Genomic DNA, 21935 nt, shown 5'->3' with positions numbered 1-21935 from the left:
CGGCCTGCGGTCGGGGGCCACGCGCCGGGTCAGCGCCAGGTGATGTCGGACGGGGAGTAGATGCAGTTCACCCCGTCGGCGCCTTCACCGATCTTGGTGGGCTCGCTGCCCTTCGGCACGCCACGGTACTTCTCGCAGATGACCGCGCTGCCGTACACCGTGATCCGGCTGAAGCGCGCGGTGTCGCCCCAGTTGGTGTTGATGCCGGCCAGCACCTTGGTGGAGCGGGCGGTGACGCCCTCCATCCGCACGTGCCGCTGGTAGGAGGAGGAGCAGTTGCCGCAGGCCCGGTAGAGCTTGCCTGAGCTGTGCACCTGGAAGTTCTTGATGGTGACGGTGCCGGCGCCGTTGTGCTGGAAGACCTTGTCGGAGCCGGACTTGGCGCCGCCGCCGTCCACCAGGTAGGTCGCCGAGGAGTTGGAGCTCATGAACGTGGCGGCGTCCTCGCCGACGTCGTTCCACCACACGTTGCGGATGGTGCACGAGCCGAGGCAGTGGATGCCGTCACCGGCGGGGGCGTCGATGATCACGTTCTGGATCGTGCCGCCGTTGGCGACCTCGAACATCGGGTCCTGGCTCTCGCTCTGGCCGCCGTCGCCGATGCCGTAGTAGCTCTTCATGCCACCGTCGAAGTTGGTGACCTGCTGGGTGTCGGCGAGCTTGACGCTGCCCGTGGCGGTCGGCCAGGGGCCGCTGCCGTCCCCGCCGCCGCTGGTCGGGGTGACGGTCGGCGTGGGCGTGGGCGTCGGCGTGGGGTCGGGGCCGGAGCCGCCGGCGGCCCGCAGCGTCCACTGCTTGGTGGCGGCCGAGTCGCAGGAGTTCTGCTGCAGAAGCGCGCCGGACGCGGTGGAGTTGTCCTTGACGTTGAGGCACTTGCCGCCGTTGGAGTTGACCACCCGGTAGGCGGACCCGGACGCCGTGAGCTGCCAGGTCTGCGAGGCGGCCCCGGTGCAGCCCTCCTGCTGGACGGCCTTGCCCGCGGAGGTGGAGGCGTCGCGCACGCCCGCGCACTTGCCGCTGTGCTGGGCCTTGATCTGGAAGGCGCTGCCGGAGGCGGTGAGGGTGAAGACCTGCCCGGCGCCGCCCGAGCAGGTGCTCTGGGTGAGCTGGACGCCGTCGCCGGTGCTCTGGCCGGGTACGGTGGCGCACAGCCCGCTGCTCGAGTTGACGAGCGTGTAGTCGCCGTTGGCCGGGGCGGCCGAGGCGGTGCCGTTGAGCGCGACCACCAGTCCTCCGGTCGCGAGGAGGCCGGTGGCCAGCACGACCGCCAGCCTTCTGCCGAATCGTTCCTGTTCGCGCACGCGGAACTCCGTTTCGAGATGGAAGGGCGGGTAAGCGCTTTCCCGAAGTGAGGGCGAGTCAACCACAGGCCGATCCCCTCCGGAAGCGCGATGCTGCAACCGTTTGCAAATCCACTGCGTCGTTCTGCGCAGCCCCGTGACTCCGCCCAGGTGGGTGGCTGAGAGGCAGGTGGCGGCAGGGATGAAAGTTTCATGGGCGGGCGGACGCCCGGCACTCCAGAATGGAGTCAGGACCGGGCCGACGTGAGGCGGTGGCGATGAGGTTGCTGCGACGGGTCAAGACCGACGTGCGGGCGCGCAAGAACATCGAAACCTACGCGATGGCCCTCATCCTGCTGCTCTTCGCCGTCGTCTCGGTGATCAGCGACGTCGTCTCGGAAGAGGTCAAGTGGGCGGCCGCACTGGCCGGCCTCGGCGTCCTGCTCTACCGCGCCACCCTGCCCGAGCAGCCGCGCGGCGGCCGGGACGTGCTCGGCGACCGGGCCGACTTCGACGAGACGCCCCTGCCCAGGCTCTTCGACGGGGTCCGCGAGGTGCGCATCTTCGCGCCGTCCGCCGCCAACCTGCTGTCCCCGTACGTGTGCGAGACCCTGCGCACCAGCGTGCTGCAGCACCGGGACGCGCGGGTGCGGGTCGTGGTGCTGGACCCCGACCGCCAGGAGGCCATCCAGATCGCCCGCAAGCAGCTCGACGAGTCGGACGACCATCAGATCCAGAGCCTGCCCGTCGCGCTCGGCGCGGTGCTGGAACGGCTGGCGCGAATGCGCGGCTGGAAGACGCCGGGAAAGGTGGAGTACCGGCTGTTCCCCTACAACCCCGGTTTCAGCCTCGTGCTCACCGATCCGGACGCCTGGCAGGGCCGCGCGATCGTCGAATTGCACGGGGCGGGCCAGTCCACTTTCGCGCGTATGCACGTGGACCTCACTCGCGAGCGGCACGAGCGCTGGTACGCCTATTGGGTCGAGCAGTTCGACTATCTCTGGGAAACAGCGCGGCAGGTAGAGCCCACGCCCCGCGTCCCGGAAGACTCCTGACGCGGGGCGGGCCGGCGCCGGAAAGCCCTATGCAGCAAGGGAAAGGTTTGAATTCAACTTCAATGCGCGCCCGCCGGTGATCTCGGACGAGCGGCTGTCCGGTTCCATCATGTGCAAGTCACGTGCTGGTGCGGGGCGGGTTCGCTAAAGTCGTTTGCGCAGGTATCGCACCCCTCGGTGATGCACGATGTGCTGAAGCGGGCTACAGTACCTGCAGCCCGTGACGTTAATTGGAGCACCCTTATGGCGAAGCGTATTGTTGAGTCCTTTATCGATGACATCGACGGCAGTGAGGCCGAGGGCACGACACGGTTCGCGCTCGACGGAGTGAACTACGAGATCGATCTGTCGGGCTCGAACAGGGAGAAGCTGGAGAAGGCTCTGGCCCCCTATATCACCAAGGCCCGTGCGGTCCGCGCCGACCGCGTGCTGCGCGGCCGCCGCCCCGGCGCGCTGTCCTCGCGTGCCGTGAGCCGTGAGAAGGCCACGGAGATCCGGCGCTGGGCCAAGGCCCAGGGGTTGCCGGTGAGCGAGCGGGGCCGTATCGCCTCCACCGTCGTGGAGCAGTACGAAGCCGCTCACTAGAGGTTCCGAGTGGTGGCGGCGCCGAATCCGTCCCCGTCGAATGAAGGCGATTGTCAGCAATTGATGATCTTCTTATATTCGTAGGGGTCGGACTCCCCAGTCGGAGGACAAAGGCGATGGCTGACGCGATCCCTGATTTCCCGTTCGACCGCCCCACCGCTCTGGAACCGCCGCCCCAGCTCGCGCAGCTGCGCGAGAGCTGCCCGGTGGCCTCCGTACGATTGCCGAGCGGCGACGTGGCCACCGTGGTCACGAGGTACGACGACGCCCGAATGGTGATGGCCGATCCGCGCTTCAGCCGCGACCTCGCCAGGGACGGCGCCGCCAGGCTGGCCACCACCGAGGACGGCGGGCTCTTCAACCGCCGCCGGGCCGGCGTCGCCCGCATCCGCGACGGCCAGGGGCACCTGCGCTGGCGGCGGCTGCTCAGCGGCTGGTTCACGCTGCGCAGGATGGAGCTGTGGCGGCCCCGGATCCAGGCGATGACCGACGACCTGCTCGACGCCATGCTCGCCAAGGGCTCCCCGGGCGACCTGTCGGCCGGGCTGGCCATGCAGCTGCCCGTACGCGTCATCTGCGCGCTGGTCGGCGCGCCGGTCGAGGATCAGGACAGGTTCGCGCACTGGTCGCGCGTCATGCTGACGCTGACCCGCTACACCCAGGACGAGGTCGACCAGGCCTATCGCGAGTTCAACGGCTACGTCTCCGACCTGATCGAGCGCAACCGCGCCCACCCCGGCGACGACCTGCTCAGCGAGCTGACCCGGATCACCGACACCGAGGACGACCGCCTCAGCGCGCAGGAGCTCGTCGCCACCGTGCGCGCGCTGCTGCTGGCGGGCCACGAGACGACCTCGAACATGATCGCCATCATGACGGCCATGCTGCTGGCCGACAGGAGCCGCTACGAGGACGTCGTGGACGACCCCGAGCTGATCCCCGGCACCGTCGAGGAGGTGCTGCGCCTGGACAGCACGCTGTCGGTGCTCGGCGGGTTGCCCAGGTTCAGCACCGAGGACGTCGAGCTGAGCACCGCCACGGTGCCCGCGGGCAGCACGGTGATCCCGCACCTCGCGGCCGCCAACCGCGACCGGGCCAAGTTCGCCGACCCCGACCGGTTCGACCCGCGCCGCGAGAACGGCGCCCAGCACCTGACGTTCGGCGCCGGCCCGCACTACTGCCTCGGGCAGCCGCTGGCCCGGCTGGAGCTTCAGGTGGTGCTCGGCACGCTGACCAGCCGCCTGCCCGGCCTGCGGCTCCGCGACCACCCCGGAGACCTGCGCCTGCGCACCGGCATGATGTCAGGCGGCCTGCAGGACCTCTGGGTCACCTGGTAAGCCCTCCCTGAGGGGTCCATCGGACCCCTCACTGGGGACTTTGGTCCCTGCCTCGGGCCGGACGGCAGCCACGAGGCTGAGCACGTGAGTGATATCGACGCGGTGCCCGGGATGGGGCCGTTGCTTGCCGCCAGGAAGTTCTTCACCAGGGCGGAGGTGTCCGCCGACGGCCGTACCCTGCACCAGATCGACCCGGGAGCGTGGGACCGCTTCTACCGGGACCGGTGGGCGCACGACAAGGTCGTGCGCTCGACCCACGGGGTGAACTGCACGGGCTCGTGCTCGTGGCAGGTCTTCGTCAAGGACGGCCTGATCACCTGGGAGCACCAGGCCACCGACTACCCGTCGGTGGGGCCGGGATCGCCCGAGTACGAGCCGCGCGGCTGCCCCCGTGGCGCCTCGTTCTCCTGGTACACCTACTCGCCGTCGCGCGTGCGTTACCCGTACGTGCGCGGGGTGCTGCTGGAGATGTGGCGGGAGGCGCGCGACCGGCTGGGCGACCCCGTGCTGGCCTGGGCGGAGCTGACCGGCGACCCGGAGCGTGCGCGGGCCTACAAGCGGGCGCGCGGCAAGGGCGGGTTCGTGCGGTCGAGCTGGGAGGAGGTCCTGGAGCTGATGGCCGCCGCCCACGTGCACACCATCAAGCGGTACGGGCCCGACCGGGTCGTCGGCTTCTCCCCCATCCCGGCCATGTCGATGGCCTCGTTCGCGGCCGGCACCCGCTTCCTGTCGATGATCGGCGGCACGCTGCTGTCCTTCTACGACTGGTACGCCGACCTGCCGATCGCCTCGCCGCAGGTCTGGGGCGACCAGACGGACGTGCCCGAGGCCGCCGACTGGTGGAACTCCCGCTACCTGATCATGTGGGGCTCCAACATCCCGGTCACCAGGACGCCGGACGCCCACTTCATGACCGAGGCCCGCTACCAGGGCACCAAGGTCGTCGCGGTCAGCCCCGACTACGCCGACAACGTCAAGTTCGCCGACGACTGGCTGTCCCCGCATCCGGGCACCGACGGCGCGCTGGCCATGGCGATGGGGCACGTGGTGCTGTCGGAGTTCTTCCGCGACCGCCAGGTCCCCTACTTCACCGACTACGTACGGAAATATACGGACCTGCCGTTCCTGGTCACGCTGGAGCCGCGCGGCGACGCCTACGTCCCGCGCCGCTTCGTGACCGCCGCCGACCTCGGCGAGGAGAGCGAGAACGCGCAGTTCAAGACCGTCTTCCTGGACGCGGCCAGTGGCGCGCCCGTGGTGCCGAACGGCTCGCTGGGCTTCCGCTGGGGCCAGGAGGGCGAGGGCCGCTGGAACCTCGACCTGGACGGCGCCGAGCCCGCGCTGACGCTGCTCGGCCTGGACGGGGCGGCGTCCGCTCACTCGCCGCTCGGTCTGGACGGCGTGGCGCCCGCTCACTCGCCACTCGGCCTGGACGGCGTGGCGTCCGCTCACTCGCCGCTCGGCGGGCGCGCGGTCGAGGTGGACCTGCCGCGGTTCGACGAGGGCCAGAGCGAGGGCGGCTCCGTCATGCGGCGCGGCGTGCCCGTCACCGAGGTGGCCGGCAAGCTCGTCACGACCGTGTTCGACCTGCTCCTGGCCCAGTACGGGGTGGCGCGCGACGGGCTGCCCGGGCAGTGGCCCACCGGCTACGACGACGCCGCGCAGCCGTACACGCCGGCCTGGGCCGAGGAGATCACCTCGGTGCCGGTCGCCACGATCGCCAGGATCGGCCGCGAGTTCGCCCGCAACGCCGAGGTCACCGAGGGCCGCTCGATGATCGCGATGGGCGCCGGCACCAACCACTGGTTCCACTCCGACCAGATCTACCGCGCGTTCCTGGCGCTGACCACGCTGACCGGCTGCCAGGGCGTCAACGGCGGCGGCTGGGGGCACTACGTCGGCCAGGAGAAGGTCCGGCCGATCACCGGCTTCCAGCACCTGGCCTTCGCCTTCGACTGGCAGCGGCCGACCCGGCACATGGCCGGCACCGCGTTCTGGTACCTGGCCACCGACCAGTGGCGCTACGAGCGGATCGGCGCGGACGAGCTGGCCAGCCCGCTGGGCGAGGGCCTGTTCGAGGGCCGGTCGTTCGCCGACTGCAACGCCCAGGCCGCCCGGCTGGGCTGGCTGCCGTCGCACCCGACGTTCGACCGCAACCCGCTCGACCTCGCCGAGGAGGCCCGGGCGAAGGGCGTCCCCGTCGCCGAGCACGTGGTGAACGAGCTGACCTCGGGCCGCCTGCGCTTCGCCGCCGAGGACCCCGGCGACCCGGCCAACTTCCCGCGCGTGCTCACCGTCTGGCGGGCCAACCTGCTCGGCTCCTCCGGCAAGGGCAACGAGTACTTCCTGCGCCACCTGCTCGGCGCCGACGCCGAGACCCGCAACGAGGAGGGCACCCACCCGGTCGAGGTGACCTGGCGCGACCAGGCCGCCGAGGGCAAGCTCGACCTGCTGACCACGATCGACTTCCGGATGACGTCCACGGCGCTGTTCGCCGACGTCGTGCTGCCCGCCGCCACCTGGTACGAGAAGCACGACCTGTCCAGCACCGACATGCACCCGTTCGTGCACGCCTTCAACCCGGCCATCGCGCCACCCTGGCAGACCCGCGCCGACTACGACGTCTTCCTCGGCCTCGCCGACGCCTTCTCGAAGCTGGCCGCCACCCACCTCGGCAGGCGTACGGACGTGCTGGCGGTGCCGCTCACCCACGACACGCCCGACGAGCTGGCCCAGCCCGGCGGGCGGGTGCTCGACTGGAAGCACGGCGAGTGCGAGCCGATCCCCGGCAGGACGATGCCGAAGCTCGTCACGGTCGAGCGCGACTACCCGGCGGTCGCCGAGCGCATGCGCGGCATCGGGCCGCTGTTCGGCAAGCTCGGGCTGACCACCAAGGGCATCACCTACCAGGTCGGGCCCGAGCTGGTGCACCTGCGCGACAAGAACGGCGCCACCCCCGAGGGCCGGATCTCGCTGGAGACGGCCGACCGCATGTGCGAGGCCATCCTCGCGCTGTCCGGCACGACCAACGGCCGGCTGTCCACGCAGGGCTTCGAGACGCTGGAACGGCGCACCGGGACCCGGCTGGCGGATCTGGCCGCCGAGCACGAGGGCAAGCGCATCACGTTCGCCGACACGCAGTCCAGGCCGCAGCCGGTGATCACCTCGCCCGAGTGGTCGGGCTCCGAGACCGGCGGGCGCCGCTACTCCGCGTTCGTGATCAACGTCGAGCGCGACAAGCCGTGGCACACGCTGACCGGACGCCAGCACTTCTTCCTCGACCACGACTGGATCATCGAGCTGGGGGAGCAGCTGCCCGCCTACCGGCCGCCACTCAACCTGCCGCGCCACTACGGCGAGCAGGGCGAGGGGGGCGCCGCCGAGGTGACGGTCCGCTACCTGACCCCGCACTCCAAGTGGTCCATCCACTCCGAGTACCAGGACAACGCGTACATGCTGGCGCTGTCGCGCGGCGGGCCGACGATCTGGATGAGCGTCGAGGACGCCACCCGCATCGGGGTCGCCGACAACGACTGGATCGAGGCGTACAACCGCAACGGCGTCGTCGTCGCCAGGGCCGTCGTCTCCCACCGCATGCCGGCCGGGACCGTGTTCATGTACCACGCCAAGGACCGCAACGTGAACGTCCCGCTCACCGAGCGGTCGGGCCGGCGCGGCGGCGTGCACAACTCCCTGACCCGCCTGCTGCTCAAACCCAGCCACCTCATCGGCGGGTACGCGCAGCTCACCTACGCCTTCAACTACTACGGGCCGACCGGCAACCAGCGGGACGAGGTCACCGTGATCCGCCGCCGCGGCCAGGAGGTGACTTACTGATGCGCGTCATGGCACAGGTCGCCATGGTGATGAACCTGGACAAGTGCATCGGCTGCCACACCTGCTCCGTCACCTGCAAGCAGACCTGGACCAACCGGGACGGCGTGGAGTACGTCTGGTTCAACAACGTCGAGACCAAGCCCGGCGTCGGCTACCCCAAGCGCTACGAGGACCAGGAGCGCTGGCACGGCGGCTGGCAGCTCGACCGGCGCGGCCGGCTCAAGCTCCGCGCGGGCGGCCGGATCAAGCGGCTGGTCAACCTGTTCTCCAACCCCGACCTGCCCGGCCTGGACGACTACTACGAGCCGGCCACCTACGACTACGACACCCTGCTCAACGCCCCCGCCGGCCCGCACACGCCGGTGATCCGCCCCAAGTCGGCCATCACCGGCGAGGACCTGGCCATCACCTGGGGCGCGAACTGGGAGGACGACCTGGGCGGCGCCCCCGAGCACGCCCCCGCCGACCCGAACCTGGCCGCGATGGCCGAGAAGGTGAAGCTGGAGTTCGACAAGACCTTCATGTTCCACCTGCCGCGCATCTGCGAGCACTGCCTCAACCCCGCCTGCGTGGCCGCCTGCCCGTCCGGGGCGATGTACAAGCGGGAGGAGGACGGCATCGTCCTGGTGGACCAGGACCGGTGCCGGGGCTGGCGCATGTGCGTGTCGTCGTGCCCGTACAAGAAGGTGTACGTCAACCACCGCACCGGCAAGGCCGAGAAGTGCACATTCTGCTTCCCGCGCATCGAGGCAGGGCAGCCGACCGTGTGCGCCGAGACCTGCGTCGGCCGCCTGCGCTACCTCGGGCTCATCCTGTACGACGCCGACGCCGTGCTCGGCGCGGCCCGCGTCGAGGACCCGCGCGACCTGCTGGAGGCGCAGCGCCAGGTCTTCCTCGACCCCGACGACCCGGCCGTGATCGCCGCCGCCCGCGCCGCCGGCATCAGCGAGGACTGGATCGCCGCCGCCCGCCGCTCGCCCGTCTACCGGCTGGCCATGAAGTACCGGGTGGCGCTGCCGCTGCATCCCGAGTACCGGACGCTGCCCATGGTCTGGTACATCCCGCCGCTGTCGCCCGTGCTGGACGCCGTCACCGGCGTCGGCGCGGACGCCGACGACCCCGACAACGTCTTCCACGCCATCACCGACCTGCGCATCCCTCTCGACTACCTGGCGAGCCTGTTCTCGGCGGGGGACACCGAGGTGGTGGCCGGGGTGCTGATGAAGCTGTCGGCCATGCGCGCGTACATGCGGGCCAGGAGCCTCGACGGCAGCCGGCCGGGCGAGCTGCTGGAGGCCGTGGGGATGACGGCGGCCGACGTGGAGGAGATGTACCGGCTGCTGGCCATCGCCAAGTACGAGGAGCGGTACGTCGTGCCCGCCGCCCACCGCGAGGACGCCGCCGCGCTGGCCGGGCAGGTGGACGGGTGCAGCCTCGACGGAGAGGGCGGGCCCGGCATGGGGGGCTTCCCGCCGGTCGGGCTGACCGGGAGGCGTGCCGACGGGCGTCTCGGGCTCAGGCTCTTCGCCGGTCGTGACGGAGGTGCGGCGTGAAGCTCCGCCTCCGGCGCGCCGATCGCCGCCGTCCGGCTGTCGTGTCGGCCGCCCGGCCACCCGCCGCCGACGCACGTGCGGGAGAGCGGGCGGACGGGCGCGGCGCGGGCAGAGCGGCGTTCATGCGGCTGGTGTCGCTGCTCCTGCAGTACCCCGACGACGGCCTGCTGGCCGCCCGGGACGAGCTGTGCCGCGCCGCCGACGCGCTGCCCGCCTCGCCGGGCCGGGACGCGCTGGTCGCGTTCACCGCCTGGTACCGCGAGTGCGAGCCGATGCCGCTGGCCCGCTCCTACGTCGAGACGTTCGACCTGCGCCGCAAGTCCAGCCTCTACCTCACCTACTACCTGCACGGCGACACCCGCCGCCGGGGCATGGCCCTGCTCACGCTCAAGCAGCGCTACCGGGTGGCCGGGCTCGTCCCGCCCGAGGGCGAGCTGCCCGACTTCCTGCCGGTGGTCTGCGAGTTCGCCGCCCTGGCGGGGCCCGTCACCGGCGAGGCGCCGCTGCGCCAGCACCGCAGGGGGCTGGAGCTCATCCGCTCCGCCCTGCGCTCCGCCGGGTCGCCGTACGCGCTGGTGCTCGACGCGCTGCACGCCGAGCTGCCCGAGCTGTCCGCGGCCGACCGCGCCGCCGTCGCCGACCTGGCCCTGGCCGGGCCGCCCGCCGAGGAGGTCGGCCTGGCGCCGTACGGTCCGCCGCTCGACGAAATGGAGGTACGGCCGTGAGCGTCGCGCTCTGGGTCGTGATCCCGTACATCACTCTGACGATCTTCGTGGTGGGACACGTCTGGCGCTGGCGCGTGAACCAGTTCGGCTGGACCACCCGCACCACCCAGGTGCTGGAGAGCCGGCTGCTGCGGCTCGGGTCGCCGCTGTTCCACCTCGGTGCGTTCGCCGCCATCGCCGGGCACGTGCTCGGCCTGCTCGTGCCGAAGAGCTGGACCGCGGCGGTCGGCGTGGACGAGCACCTCTACCATCTCGTGTCGGTGAGCGCCGGCACCGTGGCCGGGCTGATGGTCGTCGCCGGGCTCGGCCTGCTGCTGGCCCGCCGCCTCACCAGCCCCCGCGTCCGGACCACCACCACGACCGCCGACAAGGTGCTGTTCGCCGTGCTCGGCGTGGTCATCCTCCTCGGCCTGTCCGCGACCATCGGCAAGAACCTGCTCGGCGGCGGCTACGACTACCGCGCCACCATCGCCGTGTGGTTCCGCGGGGTGCTCACCTTCCGGCCGGATCCCGCGCTGATGGCGGACGTGCCGCTGATCTTCCAGCTGCACGCGCTGTCCGCCTGGCTGCTGGCCGCCATCTGGCCGTTCACCCGGCTGGTGCACGTCTGGTCGGCGCCGGTCGCCTACCTGTGGCGGCCGTACGTCGTCTACCGGCGGCGGGCCGTGCCCGCGGGCGCCGGGCGTCCGGGGGCAGGGGCCTCCCGGCTCGGGCGTCCGGGGGCAGGGGCCTCCCGGCTCGGGCGTCCGGGGGCCGGGGCCTCCCGCGCCGGGCGGTCGGGGGCCGGGCGATGAGCGCGGTGCGGAGCGCGGCGGTGGTCCTGCTGGGGGCCGCCGGTGCCCTGCTCGCCACCACCGGGTGAGGACCGATGCGCCCACTCCCACTCGCCGCCGCCGGTGAGCTGCCCGCCCCGTACGACGGGCTGTTGCACGCCTACGCCGGCGCGCTGGCGCACTCCCGTCTGGCCCCCTCCAGCAGGGCCGTCTACCTGCGGCGCGTGCGCGCGTACCTGGCCTGGATCGCGGCCGCCGTGGCGGACGGGCGGCTGGCGGAGGAGCCGCTGGCCGACATGACGGCGGCCGTCCGCACCGCGTGCGCCTACCACCGCACCCTGGCCGCCCGCGACTCGCCCCGCATCCTCACCGGCGTGCTCGCCGCCGTCGAGGACTTCCACACCAGGCTACGGCTCGGCGGCACCGGCATCCCGCGCGGAGCCACCCCACCACCTCTCGTGACCCCTGTGAGGGGCACATGACGAACACCTCACCCACCGGCCACCGCTGATGCTCGGCCTGGCGACGCTGGGCTTCGCGGTGAACTTCCGGGCCTGGGCGCTGCTCAGCCCGCTCGGCCCCCGGCTGAAGGAGGTGCTCGGGCTCTCGGCGGCTCAGCAGGCGTTGCTGGTGGGCCCTGGTCGCCCAGGTCGCGCCGGCCGACAACCCCAGCTCGGTCACCGAGCTGGGGTTGCTGGCGGTCACGGCCGCGATCACCCTCGTCCTGACGCTCACCGCGGTACGCGCGGCGGCCGTCCGCCGCGCCGCCGCCACGGCCGGCTGAGCGGTCACCAGTCGTCGGAGATGCGGTGCTCGGGCGGGGGCGTGATGGTGACGGGGCTGCCCCAGCTCCGGTAGACGATGTTCATCGTCATGGTCCTGGCGTCGCCGCCCTGCGCCGGGATGAAGGCGATGACCGCGTGGAAACGTCGCGGCAGGTGGTCCGGGCCCACCCAGAGCTTCCAGGTGATCGGGCCGCTGTCCGAGTATTCTTCCTCCTCGGTCCCGAAGGTGATCCCGGCCTGCCGCTCGCCCAGGTCGGAGACCGTCACCGTGCCGCTGTGGAGGGTCGTGGCCACGCCTTCGACGGTCCCGCCGTCGGCGCTGGCCGTGTCGTAGGAGGCGGCCAGGTCGAGGAAGTGCGGGTTGATCCCGTTGATCAGGTCATCTCCCCAGACGACCCCGGCCAGGTTCTGCCACGCGCTCCATTCGCCCACCTTCGACGGCGACTTCCAGAGGTACTTGCCGTTCCTGGCACGGACGTAGCCCTGCGACCAGAACTCCCGGCCGATGGTGATCGCCCGGTACCGGCCCGTCGCCGTTCCCTCCTCGGTGATCTCCGTGGTGTCGGCGGAGTACATGCCGGAGGCGTTGAAGCGGTAGGCGCCGGAGATGCGGGTCGGCACGGCGGGTTCCGGCCCGCCGCGACGGGCGACGGAGAAGCGCACGCTGCTCTTCTCGGCGAACTGCTTCTTGACGGCCGCGACGACGGAGTCGAGGGCGCCGGGCACGGGCGCCGCGTGAACGGCGCCGCCCTGGATCGCGAGGCTCAGCAACCCGGCAAAGACCAGCACGACGCTCATGCGTTTCATGTGGCGATCATGGCAGAGGCCGGGTGCTACAGGTGCGCGCCCAGCAGGATGTGGGCCACGACGTCGGCGGCCGAGTGGTCGTCGGGCAGGCCGTCGAGGAAACCGGTGTCCTGGCCCAGCGTCAGCAGCGGCGGCTCGGCGTACCCGCCGGGGCGGTGCTGGCCCAGCCCGATCGCCGCCAGCAGGCCGTTGCACAGGCAGCGCCGTCCGGCCGTCTCCTCCGCCGGGCGGCCCTTGCGCACGTAGACGTCCACCGGCTCGGCCGCGCAGCGGTAACCGATCGAGCCGTCCGCCTTCTCGTACGGGGTCCGCAGGTAACCCAGGTCGCACAGGCGGGGCCTGGCCTCGTACACGTCCTGCTCCGACAGCGTCCCCGGAACGGCGGCGACCTTGAACGGGAACCCGGTCGGCGAGGCGAGCGGGTCGTTGCGCACCAGCCCGGCCCTCCTGCGCAGGCGGCGGCGCAGCACCGAGTCCAGCCCGGACTCGCGGCACAGCGCGAACGCCGACCCCACCTGGATCCCCTCGGCGCCCGCCGCCAGCGCCCGCTCCAGCCCGCCGGGCGTGCCGTAGCCGCCGGCCAGCCAGAACGGCAGGCCGGTCGCGGCCACTTTGGCCAGGTCGGCGTCGTCACGTGGCCCGTACACCGGCTCGCCCGCCTCGTCGAGCACCACACGGCCGCGCGGTGGCGCGCTGTGGCCGCCCGCGACGGGGGTCTCGATCACGAAGCCGTCCGGGCGCGTGCGGGGTGCGCGGGCCAGGTACGCGGCCAGCACGTGCGAGGAGACGATCGCCAGGAACCGGGGGCGGGGGAGCGGCGGGAGGCGGCGGCCGAACAGGGCCACCGGGTCGATCCCCACGGTGTGTTCAGCGTGCTCACCCGTGCCGCCGTCCGCCACGGCGGCCGAGATGCGGCCGTGGCGGTGCTCGGCCAGGTCGTCGAGCAGGCGCGGGATCTCCACCGGGATGCCCGCCCCCATCAGCACGTAGTCCACCCCGGCGAGCACCGCGCCGTAGACGGCGGCAGGGGTGGCGAGCTGGATCTTCTCCAGGTAGTTGACGCCGACCAGGCCGCGGTGCCCCTCCTTGGCCAGGAACACCTCGGCGAAGTTGGCGACCACGGTCAGCTCGTCCCCGGCGCGGCTGCCGCGCAGCCCGAGCCTGGGCACCGGCCGGTACGGCACCCCCTCGGCCGTGCCACCGGGCACGAAGTAACGCGCGAGCACCCGCTCGGCGACCTCGGGCACCGGAAAGCTCGCCAGCGCCCTGCGCAGGTGGCCGCCGGGGTCGCCGAGCTGCAGCCGCCTGGCCAGCGTGACGTCCAGCGCCGTGCCCGACACCACGCCGAGCTGCCCGGTCACGGCGACGGCCCGCGCCAGCCGCCACCCGGACACGCCCACCCCCATGCCCCCCTGGATCAGCACGGGGCGGGCGTCCGCCGACTCAGCCACGCCGGCCCTCCCGCAGCTCCACGACCTCGGACACGGGCCGTCGCGGCACCTGCCCGACCGGCGGCCCGTAGCCGAACCTGGCCAGCATCTGCACATGCCCGAACGGCCCCACCCGGTCACCGCGGTGCTGCGGCGCACGCAGGTCGAGAGGCTGGCTGAACAGCGACGCCGCCACGCCGTGCGCGGTGGCGGTGAGCAGCACGCGTTGCAGCGCCTGCCCGGCCCGCAGCCAGTCCCGCGGCCCGTCCTGCCGGGTGAACAGGGCCGCCAGCCTCGGTCGCGGCTCGAAGGCCGCGCCCGGCCGCGCCGCGCCGGGGGCGAAGTCCCGCATGGGCAGCTCACCGCGTGCGGGGCGGGGGCCGAAGGCGTGCTCGGGCACCCCGTCGGAGCAGGCGCCTGTGCCGGTCCAGCTTGCCAGCTCGGCCTGGTACGACTCGTCGGCGGCCAGCGTGTTCTCCGCCGCGCCCACCAGGTCGAGCACCCGCCGCGCGGCCCTGCCCGTGACCGGCACCAGCGTCGCGTGTTCCGTGTGGGCGGCGTGCACCAGCTCGACGAAGACCTCCCTCGGGGGCGGCTGCCCGTCGAACGGGAACCGGTTCGTGCGCCGGTGCGGGATCATCTCGTACAGCAGGCGCTCGTCGGCCCGTGGCGGCTCGCCGGGCACGGCCCGCACGGTGGCCAGCAGGTCGGGGCGTTCGGCGGGGTCGGGCAGGGGCGTCACGCGGGCGTCGTGGCCGGTCATCCGGAGCGCCAGCCTGAGGTTGAACAGTGCGGCCCCGCAGCTGATGCCGAGCCCGCGCCCCATCGGGTCCGTGACGATCAGCAACCGGTCGAGGTCCGCGTACAGCTCCATGGTGGCGTCGTCGACGCGGCGGAACCGCCAGGGCTGGGTGTTGTGCACGGACGGCGCGGCCACGGCGGCGCCCACCGCCCTGCGCACCCCGGCGCGCGTCGCGAACGGCGGCGCGCCTAGCTCGGTCACGGGGACATCAGCAGACATGAAGCCAAGATTCTCGTGATCCGCCCCGTCCGAGGCAGGGACCAAAGTCCCTCAGAACAGGTCCGATGGACCTCGGACGGCCACGCGGCACGGGCCGAGCCGGCCGGCCTGGAGGTGACCTCGGAAGCCGACCGGCACGCCGCCGCGCACCTGCGGGAGCACCTGGAAGCGGAGTCCGGCCGGGGACTGGCGGGTCAGGCCGGGGTGGCGATGGCGGCGGCGGTGGGCAGACCGGCCTGGTCGGGCACCACCTTGGGCAGCGCACGCAACCACGCCTCCAGATCGGCGGGCCACCACCGCCCGGCAGCCAACCGCCCCAGCTCCTGCGCGACCGCCCCCGCGGACGCACTCACCGGCACCACCCGGACGGGCGCCACCCCCGCCAGCACCCCCAGCCACCAGTGCCGCCACGTCTGGGACAACTCGTCGGGCTCCAGCACCAGGTAGTAGTCCGGCAACACCAGCCGCCCGCCCCGCAGCTCGCCCAGAGCCGCCTCGATGGCCACCTCCAGCGCCCCGACCACCCCGGTGCCGTCGAAGTAGGCGGCCCACGCCGCCGCCACGTCGGCCAGCGGATCGGCGTCGTGCACCACATAGGTGGCCGCCGACCGCCCGGCCAGCTCCATCACCTCGGCCGCGCTGCGCTCACCCCGGCTGATCGCCCGTACGTTGTGCAGCCTGTCCAGCCCCGCGACCACCCCGGCGGCTCCCTCCCCCGCCACCACGACCACCGTGCTGCTCAAACGTCGCATACCGGGCATTTTACGTCGATGTGATGCGTGGCGGCGAGGCTGTCACACATTCCCGATGCCAGGGGTCAAGGCGGTGAAGGCATCGAAAACCGCATTGAAGGAGCACCCGATGACCACCGCCTACACCATCGTCACCGTCCTGGCCGCCCTCTGGGTGGGCTTCTCGGCCCTGTCGGTCTTCATGCGCGCCAAGTGGGTCGTCGAGCCCCTCGCCGAGTACGGCGTCGCCCGCCGCTGGTGGCCGTGGCTCGGCACCGCCAAGGCCGCCGGCGCACTCGGCCTGCTGGTCGGGCTCTTCGTGCCGGTGATCGGTGTCCTGGCCACGATCGGCCTGGCCGTGTACTTCACGGGTGCCGTCGTCACCGTGGCCAGGGCCCGCTCGTACGGCCACCTCCCGTTCCCGCTGCTCTACCTGGCCCCGGTGGTGGGCGCGTTCCTGCTCGGGCTGGCGGCCTGAGCAGGAACGCCACCGGCGTGGCGTCACCCCAGGTGACGGTGGAGTCACCACAATGAGAAAAAGCCTGGTCACACCGTGCGAGGAGGGCGAATGCGAGCCATCGTCGGCCTGGCGGCCACCGCCGCCCTCCTCGCCGCTCACACCGGAGCCGCCCGCGCGGAGACGCCGCCGTGGCGCAAGCTCACATCCTTCTTCATCACGCCGTACGCCCCCCACCAGAACGACGTCATCCGGGTGCTCCTGCACTGCCCCGACGACTCCAACCACGCGATCGTCGGCTCCACCGCGTTCCCGCTGAAGGGCTCCTGGCGCAGCTACCGTGAGGTAGGCGTGGGGCTGTCGGAGCGGGGATTCGGCAGGCGGGGGATCATCATCTCCCGGTACGCGCCTCCCGGGCACCACGAGGTGCACATGAAGTGCGTCAAGGTGACCATCGACAAGGCCACCCACCTCAGGAAGGTCAAGGTGCTCGGCCGCGCCTCGGAGCCGCTCTTCGTCCGGGAGTTCCGCGTCAAGCAGTACTTCTGACGCGGGTGGACACCCACCGCTCGGCGGCCTGGTGCTGGTCCTGGCCGGGCTGATCGCCTTGGATGCCAGGCAGTACGCCGAGCAGCGCAGCTCACCAGGACCACCCGGCCCCGCTGTCAGCCCCGGAGCACCGCGTACGCCCGTACGGTGAAGGTGCCCATGCCCTTGACGGCGGGCGGGGCGGCGTGGAACTCGAACGACCGGCCCGCCAGCCGCTCCAGCCCGGTCAGGTGCTCCACCACCGGGATCCCGGCCGCCAGCAGCTTCGTGTGGGCGGGGCGGGCCGGGTCGCCGACGTCGTCGATGTTCACCGAGTCGATGCCGACGAGCGCGGCGCCCTGCTCGGCCAGCCATTCGACGGCGTCGGAGGTCAGGAACGGATGCGACGCGTGCCCGTACCGCTCCGTGCGCCAGTGCCGGTCCCAGCCGGTGTGCACCAGCACCGCCCGGCCGCGGACCTCCAGCTTGTCGAACGCCTCGCGCCCGATCGCCCTCGGCTCCCCGACGGACACCAGCACCCCTTCGAGGCCCACCAGCCTCGCCAGCGGCATCTCGCTGAGGTCCGTGCCGTCGGGGTAGCGGTGGAACGGCGTGTCGAGGTAGGTGCCGGTGTTCGCCACCATGCCGATGCGGCCGATCTGGAACTCCGTGCCGGGCGCGTACGCGCCGCGCGACGCCTCCCTGGAGAGATGGTCGGCGATCTCGGGCCCGGGCAGCCCGGGATAAGTGATCATGCCGTGCTCGACCACGTGCGACAGATCCACCACTTCGTTCATCTCAGCCCTCCATGCTCCACCGCACCACGTTATCGCTGCCCGGCGAGCCACTCCTCGAAGGTGGTCGGTGCGAGGCGGGCACCGTCGCCCGGCAGCAGCACGTTCCCCGCCATCTCCGTGCCGAACAGGCCCGACCACGTCGGCACCAGCTTCACCTCGCGCCCGCGCGCCTGGTGCGTCCGCCGGGCCATGTCCACCAGGTCCTGCGGCTCGGGGCCCGCGACGTCGGCGTAACGGCCCTTCGGGTCGCCCAGTGCGATCTCGGCCAGCACCTCCGCCACGTCGGCCGGCGCGATCGGCTGCACGAGCAGCGGCGCGATCGGGGCCACGCCGTCCTGCTCCGTCCAGCTCGCCACCATCGCGGCGAAGTCGTGGAACTGCGTGGCCGGCACGATCGTGTACGGCACCGGCCCCGCCTCCACCAGGCGTTCCTGCTCGCGCTTGCCCGCGTAGTGGGCGTTGCCCGTCACCCGGTGCACGCCCACGATCGACAGCAGCACGTGGTGGCGCACGCCGGCCCGCTCCTCGGCGGCCAGCAGGTTGCGCGTGGTGGCCGCGAAGTAGGCCACCGTCTCCTCCCGCGTGCCACCCTGGCCGTTGACCGCGTCGACCACCGCGTCCACCCCGGCGAGCGCGGCGTCGAGCCCCTCGCCTGTCACCAGGTCCACACCGAGTGAGCGGCTGATGCGCACCACGTCGTGGCCGTCCCGTTCGAGGGCGGCGGTGGTCAGGGCGCCGATGTTCCCGGTGGCGCCGGCAATGGCGATTCGCATGACGATCTCCTTCTCGATCCCCGTCTCGCTCCGACCGTATCTCGGACTAAATAGATCCGCAATATCCGCGATATGCTGTCGGGTGTGAAGTTGCCTGTGAGCACCGAATGGTTGCTGCACTGCGCGACGTCGCTGGCCCAGCTGGAGCCCGGGGTCACCGCGTCCGCGGCGCAGCTCGCCGACTACTACGACCTGCCCGCGCCCTACCTCGCCAAGCAGCTCCAGGCGCTGGTCAGGGCCGGGGTGCTGGCGGCGACGACCGGGCCGAGAGGCGGGTTCCGGCTGGCCCGGGCGGCTGCCGAGATCACGATGTTGCAGATCGTCGAGGCGGTCGACGGCGCGTCTATGCCGTACGAGTGCCGTGAGATCCGCCAGCAGGGGCGGGGCGCGCTGCCGCCCGAGGAGTGCCGGCGCGCGTGTGTCCTGGCGGAGAAGATGGCCGACGCGCACCGGGCGTGGCGGGCCAGCCTCGCCGCGGTCTCGCTGGCCGACATCCTCGCCGAGCTGCCCGCGTACGCTCCTGAGCGCACGAGATCCCGTCTGGGAGGGCGCGCCTGAGAGCCCGGGACGCCGCGCATGAGTGCGTGGGAGGCCGCGAGTGCGTGCCAGGGAGGCCGCGCATGAGAAAGGCGCACGGGCGGTCCTTCCCGCACGTGCGCCTGGAATCAGTGCCGCGTTACTCGCTGACCTCGATGGCCGCGCCGGGGCAGACCGCGGCGGACTCGCGGACCACGGCGTGCTGGTCCTCGCCCGGCTCGGCGTTCAGCAGGACCACGATGCCGTCCTCCTCACGCTGGTCGAACACCTCGGGCGCGAGCAGCACGCACGAGCCGGCGCCGCAGCACTTGTCCTCGTCGACGGTGACCTTCATCTCGGGGTTCCCTCCTCGTTGATCGCTGTCACCAGCGGACCGGCACCGTACGCAGGCCGCCGACCGCCAGCCCCTCCACCCGCTCCAGCTCCGCCACCGGCACGGCCAGCTCCAGCCCCGGCAGCTTGCGCAGCAGCACCTCCAGCACGACCTGCAGCTCGGTGCGGGCCAGCGACTGCCCCAGGCAGGAGTGGGCGCCGGAGCCGAAGGCCAAGTGCGCGTTCGGGCTGCGGGTCAGGTCCATCTCGGCCGCGCCCTCGAAGGCGCTCTCGTCGCGGTTGGCCGCGGCCATGCTGCAGATCACCGTCGTGCCCTTGGGCAGGGTCTCGCCGCCGATCTCCGCCTCCACGGGCAGGTAGCGGGGCAGGCCGAAGCCCGAGTTGGCGTCCAGGCGCAGCGTCTCCTCGACGGCCGTGCGGATCAGCGACGGGTCGGCCAGCAGCGCCTCCCAGCGGGCGCGGTCGGCCAGCAGCATGGAGACCATCTTGCCGATCATGTTCGCGGTGGTCTCGTGGCCAGCGACCAGCAGCGCCATGCCCGTGACGATGATCTGGAGGTCGGCCAGCCCGCCGTCGTCGGGGCCGCCGGCCGCGAGCAGCTCGCTGAGCAGGTCGTCGCCCGGCTCGGCGCGCTTGGCGGTGATGAGGTCCGACATGTACTGGAAGAACTCGGCCTGCGCGGCCTCGATCTCGTCCTTGCCGTAGCGGGTCAGGTTGAGCAGCGTGTCCGACCAGTACGAGAACCTGTCACGGTCCTCGGCCGGCACGCCGAGCATGTCGCAGATCACGTACACCGGCAGCGGGAAGCCCAGCGCCGCCCTGAGGTCACCGGGCGCGCCGCGCTTGACCAGGTCGTCGATGAGGTCCTCGGCGATCTGCGCCATGCGCGGCCGCATGGCCGCCATGCGCTTGGCCGTGAACCACTTGCCGACTAGGCGCCGCCAGTGCAGGTGCCCGTCACCGCTGTCGGGGATGATCTGGGCCACGTCGCTGTTGAACACCCCGCCGCCGTCGGCCGACAGCCGGGCCGCGTCGGGGGCGGTGAGCTGACGGGTGAAGCGGGGGTCGGCCAGCACCTGCTTGACGTCCTCGTAGCGGGTGATCAGCCGCGCCGAGTCGCCGCTGGGCAGCTTGACGTGCGCCACCGGGCACCCGCCGCGCAGCTCGGCCCACTCCGCGGGCGGGTCCAGCGCCGCGTCGTTGGGGATCGGATAGCTCAGGACCTGCTCGTTCACACTCATTCGACATTCTCCTCGTGCGCGGATCGTTCGGCCGCCCGCCGGGCGGCCCGTGTCGTGCCCGGCCTTACGCGGTGACAGGCCGGGCGGCGAGGTGCTGCTGTCTCAGTACGCGTGCCTGCTTGGGCATGTTCCAGCCCAGGACGCCGGTGACCTGGCCGTCCTCCCGGTAGAGCGCGGCGAAGCGGCCCTGCTCCGGGTCGCCTTCCGCGATGCTCACCTCGGCCGTGGCCGACGGCAGGCCGTGCGCCTGGATCTTGATGTCGTACTGGTCGGTCCAGAAGTACGGGATCGGCTCGTACGGGCGGTCGGCGCCGAGCACGTTGGCGGCCACCACCTGGGCCTGCTCGGTGGCGTTGGTGCGGTTCTCCAGGCGCAGCCGCCTGCCGAGCCCCTCGTGTCGCCAGGACGCCACGTCGCCGACGGCGTAGACCCCCTCGGCGGCGCTGCAGCGCGAGTCGCACTCGACGCCGTCGCCGAGCGTGAGCCCGCTGCCCGCCAGCCAGCCGGTCGCCGGGCGCGAGCCGATGGCCACCACGACCGCGTCGGCGGGCAACAGCTCGCCGCTGGCCAGCCGGACCCCGGTGACCCGGCCGCCGGCGGACGCCAGCTCCTCGACCGCGACGCCGAGCCGCAGCTCGACCCCGCGTTCCGCGTGCGTGCGGGTGAGCAGCTCGGAGACGGTGCCGCCGAGCTGCTCGGCCAGGATCGCCGGGCCGAGGCCGACGAGCGTGACGTCCAGCCCCAGCTTGCGCGCCGTCGCGGCCAGCTCCCCGCCCAGCACGCCCTCACCCACGACCACCAGCCGCTTGGCGGCGGTCAGGTGGGCGCGCAGGGTGAGCGCGTCGTCCAGGCCGCGCAGCTCGTGCACCCCCGCCAGCCCTTGCTGCCCCGGCAGCCGGCACGGGGTCAGGCCGGTGGCGATGACGACGGCGTCGCCGCGCAGCACCCGGCCGGTGGCCGTGCGCACCTCGCGGGCGGCGGCGTCCAGACAGACGGCGGCCTCGCCCCGCACGAACTCCGTGGCCAGCGCCTCCAGCTGCGCCTGCGTGCGGAGCTGGGCGCGGGCCGGCTCCCAGTCGCCGGCCAGGACCTGCTTCGACAGCGGCGGCCGGTCGTACGGCAGGTGCGGCTCGGCGTCGAGCAGCGTGAGCCGCCCCTGGTGACCCTGGCGCCGCAGCGCCTCGGCCGTGCTCAGGCCGGCGGCGGAGGCGCCGACGATCAGAACGCTGCCGGACGGAGTCACGCCGCCCCGCTCCGGTGAGAGGCCGTCCTACCTGCAGAAACCCGCATAGGTCGTAGTCCTTTCCCTCGTGTCGCCCACAGATTACCCTACATCTGTAGGAAAACCTG

At 72.3% G+C, this 21935-nt stretch carries 21 protein-coding genes; 11 read left to right on the top strand and 10 right to left on the bottom strand.

Translation table 11 applies throughout. The features are described from left to right. Nucleotides 1–29 precede the first annotated feature (29 nt). Entirely contained in the window at nt 30–1301 is a 1272-nt protein-coding gene (locus tag LCN96_RS44540) for a pectate lyase (protein ID WP_225268434.1), read from the bottom strand. Between the two features lie 257 nt (nt 1302–1558). Between LCN96_RS44540 and LCN96_RS44535 the strand changes: the two genes are divergently transcribed. From LCN96_RS44535 to LCN96_RS44500, 8 genes are all read left to right on the top strand, one after another. After that, nucleotides 1559–2335: a hypothetical protein gene (locus tag LCN96_RS44535; protein ID WP_225268433.1), complete on the top strand. Its 777-nt coding sequence runs from the start codon at nt 1559–1561 to the stop codon at nt 2333–2335. 243 nt (nt 2336–2578) lie between these two features. Beyond that, a complete protein-coding gene (locus LCN96_RS44530; protein WP_225268432.1) occupies nt 2579–2920 on the top strand; it encodes a histone-like nucleoid-structuring protein Lsr2 in 342 nt (113 codons plus the stop codon). A 116-nt stretch (nt 2921–3036) separates the two neighbouring features. Further along, nucleotides 3037–4257, top strand: a complete 1221-nt coding sequence (locus tag LCN96_RS44525; RefSeq protein WP_225268431.1) for a cytochrome P450 — start codon at nt 3037–3039, stop codon at nt 4255–4257. A 111-nt stretch (nt 4258–4368) separates the two neighbouring features. Beyond that, nucleotides 4369–8094, top strand: coding sequence for a nitrate reductase subunit alpha (locus LCN96_RS44520; protein ID WP_225276197.1), 3726 nt, complete (start codon nt 4369–4371; stop codon nt 8092–8094). Beyond that, nucleotides 8094–9647 carry a nitrate reductase subunit beta gene (gene narH, locus LCN96_RS44515; protein WP_225268430.1) on the top strand — a complete coding sequence of 518 codons (1554 nt, stop codon included), beginning with the start codon at nt 8094–8096 and terminating at the stop codon, nt 9645–9647. The genes LCN96_RS44520 and narH overlap by 1 nt, the downstream gene beginning before the upstream one ends. Continuing rightward, nucleotides 9644–10372 carry a nitrate reductase molybdenum cofactor assembly chaperone gene (gene narJ, locus LCN96_RS44510; RefSeq protein ID WP_225268429.1) on the top strand — a complete coding sequence of 243 codons (729 nt, stop codon included), beginning with the start codon at nt 9644–9646 and terminating at the stop codon, nt 10370–10372. Before narH ends, narJ begins: the two co-directional genes overlap by 4 nt. Next, nucleotides 10369–11166 (top strand): respiratory nitrate reductase subunit gamma, encoded by a 798-nt coding sequence (gene narI, locus LCN96_RS44505; RefSeq protein ID WP_225268428.1) that lies wholly within the window; start codon nt 10369–10371, stop codon nt 11164–11166. The genes narJ and narI overlap by 4 nt, the downstream gene beginning before the upstream one ends. Before the next feature lie 74 nt (nt 11167–11240). Beyond that, nucleotides 11241–11627 carry a hypothetical protein gene (locus LCN96_RS44500; RefSeq protein WP_225268427.1) on the top strand — a complete coding sequence of 129 codons (387 nt, stop codon included), beginning with the start codon at nt 11241–11243 and terminating at the stop codon, nt 11625–11627. 306 nt (nt 11628–11933) lie between these two features. On the opposite strand, the gene LCN96_RS44495 is transcribed toward LCN96_RS44500, so the two are convergent. From LCN96_RS44495 to LCN96_RS44480, 4 genes are all read right to left on the bottom strand, one after another. Next, nucleotides 11934–12728 (bottom strand): hypothetical protein, encoded by a 795-nt coding sequence (locus tag LCN96_RS44495; RefSeq protein ID WP_225268426.1) that lies wholly within the window; start codon nt 12726–12728, stop codon nt 11934–11936. A gap of 35 nt (nt 12729–12763) precedes the next feature. Next, nucleotides 12764–14188 carry a nitronate monooxygenase gene (locus LCN96_RS44490; protein ID WP_225268425.1) on the bottom strand — a complete coding sequence of 475 codons (1425 nt, stop codon included), beginning with the start codon at nt 14186–14188 and terminating at the stop codon, nt 12764–12766. Next, nucleotides 14181–15188 carry an Acg family FMN-binding oxidoreductase gene (locus LCN96_RS44485; RefSeq protein WP_225268424.1) on the bottom strand — a complete coding sequence of 336 codons (1008 nt, stop codon included), beginning with the start codon at nt 15186–15188 and terminating at the stop codon, nt 14181–14183. Before LCN96_RS44485 ends, LCN96_RS44490 begins: the two co-directional genes overlap by 8 nt. A gap of 194 nt (nt 15189–15382) precedes the next feature. Beyond that, nucleotides 15383–15940, bottom strand: coding sequence for a hypothetical protein (locus tag LCN96_RS44480; protein ID WP_225268423.1), 558 nt, complete (start codon nt 15938–15940; stop codon nt 15383–15385). Nucleotides 15941–16049: 109 nt separating this feature from the next. Between LCN96_RS44480 and LCN96_RS44475 the strand changes: the two genes are divergently transcribed. Further along, a complete protein-coding gene (locus tag LCN96_RS44475) occupies nt 16050–16397 on the top strand; it encodes a DoxX family protein (protein WP_225268422.1) in 348 nt (115 codons plus the stop codon). A gap of 90 nt (nt 16398–16487) precedes the next feature. After that, nucleotides 16488–16925, top strand: a complete 438-nt coding sequence (locus tag LCN96_RS44470; RefSeq protein ID WP_225268421.1) for a hypothetical protein — start codon at nt 16488–16490, stop codon at nt 16923–16925. A gap of 116 nt (nt 16926–17041) precedes the next feature. On the opposite strand, the gene LCN96_RS44465 is transcribed toward LCN96_RS44470, so the two are convergent. Then, the gene (locus tag LCN96_RS44465; protein WP_225268420.1) at nt 17042–17701 is read right to left on the bottom strand and encodes a cyclase family protein; all 660 of its coding nucleotides are present in this window, start codon (nt 17699–17701) and stop codon (nt 17042–17044) included. A gap of 29 nt (nt 17702–17730) precedes the next feature. Beyond that, a complete protein-coding gene (locus tag LCN96_RS44460) occupies nt 17731–18474 on the bottom strand; it encodes an SDR family oxidoreductase (protein ID WP_225268419.1) in 744 nt (247 codons plus the stop codon). 84 nt (nt 18475–18558) lie between these two features. On the opposite strand from LCN96_RS44460, the gene LCN96_RS44455 reads away from it, so the two are divergent. Beyond that, entirely contained in the window at nt 18559–19032 is a 474-nt protein-coding gene (locus LCN96_RS44455; RefSeq protein ID WP_225268418.1) for an RrF2 family transcriptional regulator, read from the top strand. Nucleotides 19033–19150: 118 nt separating this feature from the next. Here LCN96_RS44455 and LCN96_RS44450 read toward each other — a convergent pair whose 3' ends face one another. The 3 genes from LCN96_RS44450 to LCN96_RS44440 form a co-directional block, all read right to left on the bottom strand. After that, a complete protein-coding gene (locus LCN96_RS44450) occupies nt 19151–19345 on the bottom strand; it encodes a ferredoxin (RefSeq protein ID WP_225268417.1) in 195 nt (64 codons plus the stop codon). Between the two features lie 28 nt (nt 19346–19373). Next, nucleotides 19374–20585 carry a cytochrome P450 gene (locus LCN96_RS44445; protein ID WP_225268416.1) on the bottom strand — a complete coding sequence of 404 codons (1212 nt, stop codon included), beginning with the start codon at nt 20583–20585 and terminating at the stop codon, nt 19374–19376. Nucleotides 20586–20649: 64 nt separating this feature from the next. After that, entirely contained in the window at nt 20650–21828 is a 1179-nt protein-coding gene (locus tag LCN96_RS44440) for an NAD(P)/FAD-dependent oxidoreductase (RefSeq protein WP_225268415.1), read from the bottom strand. Nucleotides 21829–21935 lie beyond the last annotated feature (107 nt).

The organism is Nonomuraea gerenzanensis, from assembly GCF_020215645.1.
GTDB classification, from domain to species: Bacteria; Actinomycetota; Actinomycetes; order Streptosporangiales; family Streptosporangiaceae; genus Nonomuraea; species Nonomuraea gerenzanensis.
Note: the sequence above shows the minus strand (reverse complement) of the source record. Positions and strands in the feature narration are given on the sequence as shown.